10 protein-coding genes are annotated in these 7,577 nt (G+C 30.6%); all 10 read right to left on the bottom strand.

What is annotated here, in order from left to right:
• Positions 1 to 3: 3 nt before the first annotated feature.
• Positions 4 to 717 (bottom strand): hypothetical protein, encoded by a 714-nt coding sequence (locus V6251_RS13245; protein ID WP_341588601.1) that lies wholly within the window; start codon positions 715 to 717, stop codon positions 4 to 6.
• Between the two features lie 579 nt (positions 718 to 1,296).
• Positions 1,297 to 2,250 carry a caspase family protein gene (locus V6251_RS13250; protein WP_341588602.1) on the bottom strand — a complete coding sequence of 318 codons (954 nt, stop codon included), beginning with the start codon at positions 2,248 to 2,250 and terminating at the stop codon, positions 1,297 to 1,299.
• Position 2,251: 1 nt separating this feature from the next.
• Positions 2,252 to 2,662: a TIR domain-containing protein gene (locus V6251_RS13255; protein ID WP_341588604.1), complete on the bottom strand. Its 411-nt coding sequence runs from the start codon at positions 2,660 to 2,662 to the stop codon at positions 2,252 to 2,254.
• 3 nt (positions 2,663 to 2,665) lie between these two features.
• The gene (locus tag V6251_RS13260; protein WP_099570556.1) at positions 2,666 to 3,085 is read right to left on the bottom strand and encodes a TIR domain-containing protein; all 420 of its coding nucleotides are present in this window, start codon (positions 3,083 to 3,085) and stop codon (positions 2,666 to 2,668) included.
• 166 nt (positions 3,086 to 3,251) lie between these two features.
• Positions 3,252 to 3,869, bottom strand: coding sequence for a hypothetical protein (locus V6251_RS13265; RefSeq protein ID WP_341588606.1), 618 nt, complete (start codon positions 3,867 to 3,869; stop codon positions 3,252 to 3,254).
• Positions 3,870 to 4,026: 157 nt separating this feature from the next.
• Positions 4,027 to 4,509, bottom strand: coding sequence for a hypothetical protein (locus V6251_RS13270; RefSeq protein ID WP_341588608.1), 483 nt, complete (start codon positions 4,507 to 4,509; stop codon positions 4,027 to 4,029).
• Positions 4,510 to 4,648: 139 nt separating this feature from the next.
• Positions 4,649 to 5,209: a hypothetical protein gene (locus V6251_RS13275; protein WP_341588610.1), complete on the bottom strand. Its 561-nt coding sequence runs from the start codon at positions 5,207 to 5,209 to the stop codon at positions 4,649 to 4,651.
• A 170-nt stretch (positions 5,210 to 5,379) separates the two neighbouring features.
• Positions 5,380 to 5,841, bottom strand: coding sequence for a hypothetical protein (locus tag V6251_RS13280; RefSeq protein WP_341588612.1), 462 nt, complete (start codon positions 5,839 to 5,841; stop codon positions 5,380 to 5,382).
• 4 nt (positions 5,842 to 5,845) lie between these two features.
• Positions 5,846 to 6,301 (bottom strand): DUF5063 domain-containing protein, encoded by a 456-nt coding sequence (locus V6251_RS13285; protein ID WP_341588613.1) that lies wholly within the window; start codon positions 6,299 to 6,301, stop codon positions 5,846 to 5,848.
• Positions 6,302 to 6,438: 137 nt separating this feature from the next.
• Positions 6,439 to 7,011, bottom strand: coding sequence for a hypothetical protein (locus V6251_RS13290; protein ID WP_341588614.1), 573 nt, complete (start codon positions 7,009 to 7,011; stop codon positions 6,439 to 6,441).
• Positions 7,012 to 7,577: the final 566 nt, after the last annotated feature.

Genomic DNA, 7,577 nt, shown 5'->3' on the forward strand with positions numbered 1-7,577 from the left:
CAGTTATTTCTTCATTTTTTTACTCCACAAATCATCTAAAACATTACATAGTTCATCGTCAATTTTTCGATTATCTTTAGTTTTATCGATGTAATCTATTGAAGTATAAAACTCAAGCAATATTTCGTAACTTTTTTCAGATGTCAATCGATTTGAATTAGCCCATTCCGAAATGCTATTTTCATTTTTCAATGCGTTGTCAATTAATTCTGTTTTGTATTCTGAAAAGACTTGATAACTACTTATTCGTTTTTCTAATTCAGACTTTATATTTTTGTCTTTCTCTTCTTTGTATAATTCTTTAATGGTTGAAATTCCATTTTCGTAACCTTGTTCGGTAAAAATTGCATTAATCATACGAGTTGTCGGTTCAGTTATTGTGGGATATTGTAGAACTAACAGATTGTGTAAAAAAACATTTAGAGCAGAAATATCCAAATAATGATGTTTATTTATTTCTTTTTCTATACATAATTTGGCAATCCATTCTGGTAGGTTTTTTTTCCATTCTGAATCGTTTACAATATAAAAAATTTGATTTTTGTATTTTTTCCAACGGTTTTCATATTCAGTTCTTCTTTGTATAAAAACATTGTGGTTTTCAGATATCTCAAGATGAGTTCTTTGTTTTTCTACTTCATCAACAAGTTTTTGAACTGAATTTTTAATTTCAGTCAGTCTATCTATTTCTTTTCTTGTTAGTTGTAGGTGCTGCATTTAATTGTGGCTAACGTGTTGCATATGGAAAGTTGTGTTTACGAGCAATGAAATTCCGAAGGAATTTCAGCAGTAAGTAAATAGACAACTTCCATAACTTAAGCACTAAAGTAAACAATTTTTTATATGCTGTGTTGCCTACAGTTTTTAAATTTTACTTTTTTGAGCAACAAGCTAATTCTGTTTGCGTCAATATTGCGTCTGAGTAAAATTCTGTATTACTTACTTTTTGGCTTTTACTACCTTAAAATTCTAAAAAAAATCGCGAAAAACTATCAGGCATTTAATCGGTATTTTAGATTCACAATCTGGCTAAAATTCTGAATTGGTTAATTATGTGCATTACGTTAGCTAAAGACTAATTAAGTTAGCTTAAAATCAGTGGTTTTTATATTCGGTTTTACACGTTTTGAATTGAGTTTTGCAATTGTAGGCAACGTGTTTGTATATGGTTTGTTGCGTGGTTTAAGTACTAAATTTAGCAAATAAAAACCGAATAGAAAATCCGCGAGGATTTTCGTAAGTAGGCTAGAACTAGCAATAAATTATATACGGTGTTGTGGGTAGTGCTTTCTGTTCTTATATTCTTTCTTTGGTTATTAAATCCCAATAATGTTCTCCTAAAATTGTTAATTTACAAGATTTACTTTCCATCGCAGCAAAATACATATGTTTTGCACCAACAGGAACTACCAAGTTAATTCTATTGAATTTTTGAAGTAATGCAAATTTCTCTGTATTGTCATCATCTGGACTATTGCTTTCTGGTTCAAAACTTGGGTCGAGTTGAAATTCCTGTCCTTTTTTCGGAAATAATTCGGTTATCATTTTAAGGTCAGAAAGTTCTATAGGTGGTTGTACTTTTCTTAAAGTTGTAAATGTTGTAACGTTTGTTTTAAATATTGGTCTCTGTTCCCAAGAACCTAAAGATTGGTCGATATGTGCATAAATGCTACCAGGTGTAATATCTCCAACAAGGTTTGATGCTCCACCATTCATTGCATCAATGAACAATGTTGTAAAAACTCCTGAACCTTTTTCTTCAATTGCATATTGTTCAGCACTTGAAGCTGTTAAAATAGTAATTCCTTCTTTGATAATTGCTTTATCTTCATTTGGCGAACTATTACCAGCTACTCCAGAGTGACAACAATCTAATATGATTATTTTGTTTCTTGCAGGCGAACTATTTGCAATTTGCAATAATTCATTCATTGGTAATCCATCATCTCCGTCTTTGCATTCTGATGTTATTAAATAACCACCAGTACTTTCAATATAACCGTGACCAGAAAAATAAAATAGTGCTATGTCACTTTTATCTCTAAAAAGTTCTTCTACTTTGTTTTTTAGTTCTTTTCTTTCTATTCGAGCTTTTGGTCCAGTTGCAATTTCAATATTTACATCAAAATTCTTTGTGCCATCACTATGTCTATCTAAAACAGATTTCATAGCATAAGCATCATTTACGCAACCAAATAAGCCATTTATTGTATCGTAATAATCTACACCTACTACTAAAGCTTTTCTCATTTTATTTGTTTTTACCTTCTGTCATCATTTGGTCTATTGCTGATGCAATTCCATCCCAAGTCCATTTTATTGTTCTGTTTCTTTGTAAACCAGTCGGTAAGTCTGTTGTTGTGTTTGCTCCACCAACATAAACTCCAAAAACAGGAACATTTTGGTCTCTAGCAAATGCTATTTCTTTTTTTACACCAGTTGCAGTAGAAGTTTTTAATCCAACTAAAACAATTAGAAAATGGCATTTTGCTATTTTTTCTTTAATTAATTTCTCCCATTCATTTTGTGGTAGAACGGTTTTAGAAGACCAATCTTCTATATTGAATGGTGTTTTACTATTCTTTGATTGACCAGTAAAGTAAATACGTTCTCCACTATTGTTGTCAAAATCAAAACTAATGAATGCTCTTGGATTTGCCATTGTTTATAATCTATTTATGAATTTTTCTATGTTTGCCCAGTTCCACTCAACTACTCTTTTTCCTTTCAATTCGATAGGAACTGCTCCTTTATTGTTTTTTTGTATGTGCATTCCGATGATTTTTATATTCTCTTCTCTTGCACATTTAATTTCCCATCTTGCTCCGTGAGCTAAATGGGTTCGTTTGCTCAAAAGTGCTATTACACCATCACAACCTTTTATTTTTCTTCTGCATCTAATTTTCCATTCGTTTTGTTTCCATTTCTTTTTTACTGACATATCAATAAAATCGAAGGGTGAGTTTTCTTTTCGTGCTTGTTCTACAAGATAATCTCTATATTCAATATCTTCTATTGCAAAACTGATAAAAACTCTTTTTTTCTTTAGACTTTCATCCTCAAAAAACCAATCCAAAATTCCCATTCAATATCGTAATTTTTTTTCCCGCATTACCCACAACGTTGTTGTATATGGTTTGTTGCGTGGTTAAGCAACTAATTTAGTAAATAAAAACCGAATAGAAAATCCGAGAGGATTTTCGTAAGTAGGCTAGAACTAGCAATAAATTATATACGGTGTTAGCAAATGTTTATTTCTTTCTTAATTGTTTTGGAGCCATACCATGAGTGTCGCAGGCAGTATAAATGATGTTTTTATAACTTCTCAAGTAACCAGGTCTTCCACATGATTCACAAACTTCAAAAGACTCTAAATGATAATTTTCAACTATGTTGAAAAATTTATGATCGATATAAAAACTTAAGCCACCATATTTTTCCTTTATACAATCTACTTTTAAGTCCCAACCATTGTTCGATAATTCAATTACTAAATCTAATACTAATCTATTCCAACCAGATCCAATTTGCAATTCAATATTGTTTAAAATTGCCAATTTATATAAGTCAAAATCATCAATTTCTGAATTAATTTTGAAATCTTTCAAAGAAGTACAATGTTTATTTATATAATCTTTGTTTTTGACTAATTCACGATATGGGATATATGAAATTTCAATCTTTTGAAGATATTCTTGTTCTTCTTTTTCCTCTTCCTCTTTTTTTTCTTTTTTTATTCGTTCTGTTTCAATTTTTCTTTCAATTTCATTTTTCTTAAACTTTTTTCCATTTCGATTTCCTTTATAGTTTTCGATTAAAATAAAAATAAGTAATCCTAAAAATATTAAGCCAATAAGAATTTTAGGCATGATTATTAAATTTTTGCTAACGGTTAGATGTATGGTTAGTTGCGTGGTTAAGCAACTAATTTAGCAAATAAATCACAGATAGAATATTCCGTAGGAATGTTCGTAAGTCGGCAGTGACCAAGCAATTAATTATACACGTTGTTGTGCATAGTGTTTTTTATTCCGCTCGTTTATAATTCAGTCCTGTTTTTATTCCGCTTAATGTCAGCAGAATTATTAAAATCAATTGTATTACTAATAAAACATAATAAACATCATTCCATCCGTTTCCAGCGTTTTCAATAATTCCTCCACTCAAAGGTGGATATTCTGTCGTTCCAGGGATTTCTCTCATTCCATTTGCAAGGATAATGAGAAATGTGAAAATCAAAATCAAAGTTATGTTTGAAATCATAAAAATCAGATTTGCAGTCAGGTTTTTAAAATTCCGTCTTACCATTCGGATTAGGTAAATCATAAAAAAAATCAGAGTAGCTGTTAAAATAAAAACATGAATTGAAGGAACAACGTAATATGTTTCATGAAGATTTATATCAGCACTTCCAGTTAAATCAAAATTCTTAAATCCTGATGATCCAAAGAAGAAAACAATCACAAAGAGGATTGTTCCAATTAGCCAAAATGTTTCTTTTTTCTTCAAATTTTTATTATGATTTCTGTTTTCATACATTATGCACAACGTTATTGTGTATGGTTAGTTGCGTGTTTCAGCAACTAATTTAGTAAACAAAAACGAACGCGAGAAAATTCCGCAGGAATTTTCGCAAGCAGGCAAGTAACTAGCAATTAATTATACATGGTGTTGTGGTACGTTTTTTCGTCCAGTTTTTATATTCGGTTGTGACTTCGACATTCTGATTTCCGTGCACTTTTTCTTTATACTCAATATTCATTTCATATTCGATTCCATATTTTTCCAATACCGAGTCAATTTTGCTTTTTTCTAATTCCGATGCTTTAAGTTTTGTTCTAAATCTGTTAAGTTTAGAATATGCAAATATCAAAATTGTAATTCCAGCTCCAATTGCGCTCGCTCTGAATTTCCAACGTATTACACTTTTCGAAAGAGTAATGTCAGCATAAAATTCATTTCCGATTATGAGTAAAAATCCGATTGCAATGAGTAAGTAGAAAGTCCAATATTTTCTACTTTTCTTTTCATTCAATCTTTTCAGTTCCAGATTTACATTTTCTAACTTTTCTTGAAATATTTTATCCAATAAAATGTCAGGACAGGTAATTTTAAAATCAGGTTTTTTATTGGTCAAACCGCAAGTCAAGCCATTTTTCAAATCCCTTTTCGGATGTTCGCATATATCACAATGTTTGGTTTGAATCATCTTAATTATGTCGGTTTTGGGAAATGTACCACAACGGAATTGTGTATGGTTAGTTGCGTGGTTAAGCAACTAATTTAGTAAACAAATACGAACCCGAGAAAATTCCGAAGGAATTTTCCAAATAAGCACTTGCCAAAGCAATTAATTATACACGGTGTTGTAACACGTTTTTATTCAGTTCTTAATATTATATTTTCCGTTAAATTAATATCGGAAATATTTGCTTTATCATCTTTTAATAGAAGTTCATTTATTGCTCGAAATTCAGCACTTCGACCAGCAATGTTCAAAATCGTTTCGCTTTTCGGATTTCTATTGTAATAACTTTCAGTTTCTTTTTCTATTATTCCATACTGCTCATTATCTGAAAAGTTTTTAGTTATTTGTTTTCGGTCAGAGTATTGTTCAATATAGTTTTTTCTCCAGTTTATATTCGGCAACATTTTTCGCACGAATGCAATTGGTAGAAAAATAATAATCTCAACTGCGTTATTTTCTTCAATTCCGTTTTGAGTGAGTAAATTCAAAAGTTCATTGTTTTCAAGACTTTTTGTGGAATTACCAATTAGATTAATTGATTTTTTCACGTCAGAGTGAAATTCAGATAATGTTATGTATTTTTTATCTTCCAAAGTTTTAATCGTCTCTTTCTTTTAGTCGCTTTAATAAATCCACTAAATGCTGTTCAGAATGTGTTCGCATATGAAACTCAAAATGCCATAGAGCATCATTCTTACTGGTATTTTCTAATCGCCATTTTACATCCATCATATCTTTTATAATATCGGCTAAATCATCTAATTCGTCTCCAATTCCAATTTTAATATTTGGTTCCATTTTATTTGAGTCCAAAACTGAACTATACCAACCAAAATCGGGAAAATTTGCTTTAACATTTTCTAGGATTTTTTTAAAATCTAAATCAGGTTCATCTTCATAATCCTTTTCGTCAAATTCAAATTCCACTTTTAGAAACTCCGAGTAAATTCCAACTAACAGTTTTTTCAGGACATCAGTTTTGGCCGTCAGTTCCACTTTTGGATTAATTCCAAATTCCGTGATTTCGTCTATTAATTCTCTTAATTTACTCAATGTTTTTTGGTTTGGTCAAATGTGTTACAACGTGATTGTGTATGATTAGTGGCGTGTTTAAGCACCTAATTTAGCAAATAAAAACCAGATAGAAAATCCGCGAGGATTTTCGTAAGTAGGCGAGAACCAGCCATTAATTATACACGGTGTTGTAACACGTTTTTTATTCCGCTAAATATTTTATTCAGTTCTATTTCTCTCTTCTGAATTCCGTCCATTTTGTCAATTTTCTGACCGAATATTTTATTCCAAAAACCTCTTTTTGTGAAGTCATAAGAATAGTTAAAGTTCGAGTCATATTGCGAAATGAAAAGTTTCGATTTCAGAATTTTGTCGTTTTTCACGAATTGTACTTCTTTTCCTTTCAATCCACTTTCAAGTATTGAGAGAATTCCATTCCGATTCTGTTCATTAAATTCCAACGCTGGATTTCCGTAAGTTTCTCCATCTTCACTAAAATCGTGTTTATAAAAATATTCTCCTTCCACATATTTATTATATCCTGGAACTGTCGGATTGAAAATATGTAAATAAATTAGTAAATTATCTTTTAAATATCCAATTCGAATTTCAGTCAGAGAATTTTCCTCAATTAATTTGAAAGTTTCAATTTCCGCATCTCCTTTAAATTCAGTTTTTGGATTTTCAAATTTTCCGCAGTCGATTAAAACTCGGTTAATAAACTCTTTCCAATGTTTGAATTTCTGCATTTTCTTGATTTGGTCAAATGTGTTACAACGTGTTGGATATGGAAAGTTGTGATTTGCGCGCAATGAAATTCCGAAGGAATTTCAGTAGTAAGTAAATAAACAACTTCCATAACTTAAGCACTAAAGTAAACAATTTTTTATATGCTGTGTTGTCTACAGTTTTTAATTTTTATTTTTTCGAGCAACAAACTAATTCGGTTTACGTCGTTGTTACGTCTGAGTGAAATTCTGTATTACGTACTTTTTGGCTTTTACTAACTTAAAATTCTAAAAAAAATTGCGAAAAACTATCAGGTATTTAATCGGTATTTTAGATCCGCAATCTGGCTAAAATTCTGAATAGGTTAACTGTGTACTTTACGTTAGCTAAAGACTAATAAAGTTAGCTTAAAATCTGTGATTTTTATTTTCGGTTTTACACGTTTTGAATTGAGCGTTGCAATTGTAGGCAACGTTTTGCATATGGAAAGTTGTGATTTGCGCGCAATGAAATTCCGAAGGAATTTCAGCAGTAAGTAAATAGACAACTTCCATAATTTAGACACTAAAGTAAACAATTTTTTATA

Origin of the sequence: Olleya sp. Ti.3.14, from assembly GCF_038154885.1 — a bacterium.
Classification (GTDB): domain Bacteria; phylum Bacteroidota; class Bacteroidia; order Flavobacteriales; family Flavobacteriaceae; genus Olleya.

What these genes read in the sequence shown, in the direction of transcription:
- V6251_RS13265 (WP_341588606.1), bottom strand. Translation starts at nt 3,869, where the DNA reads ATGCCTAAAATTCTTATTGGCTTAATATTTTTAGGATTACTTATTTTT.
- V6251_RS13245 (WP_341588601.1), bottom strand. Translation starts at nt 717, where the DNA reads ATGCAGCACCTACAACTAACAAGAAAAGAAATAGATAGACTGACTGAA.
- V6251_RS13275 (WP_341588610.1), bottom strand. Translation starts at nt 5,209, where the DNA reads ATGATTCAAACCAAACATTGTGATATATGCGAACATCCGAAAAGGGAT.
- V6251_RS13290 (WP_341588614.1), bottom strand. Translation starts at nt 7,011, where the DNA reads ATGCAGAAATTCAAACATTGGAAAGAGTTTATTAACCGAGTTTTAATC.
- V6251_RS13255 (WP_341588604.1), bottom strand. Translation starts at nt 2,662, where the DNA reads ATGGCAAATCCAAGAGCATTCATTAGTTTTGATTTTGACAACAATAGT.
- V6251_RS13250 (WP_341588602.1), bottom strand. Translation starts at nt 2,250, where the DNA reads ATGAGAAAAGCTTTAGTAGTAGGTGTAGATTATTACGATACAATAAAT.
- V6251_RS13260 (WP_099570556.1), bottom strand. Translation starts at nt 3,085, where the DNA reads ATGGGAATTTTGGATTGGTTTTTTGAGGATGAAAGTCTAAAGAAAAAA.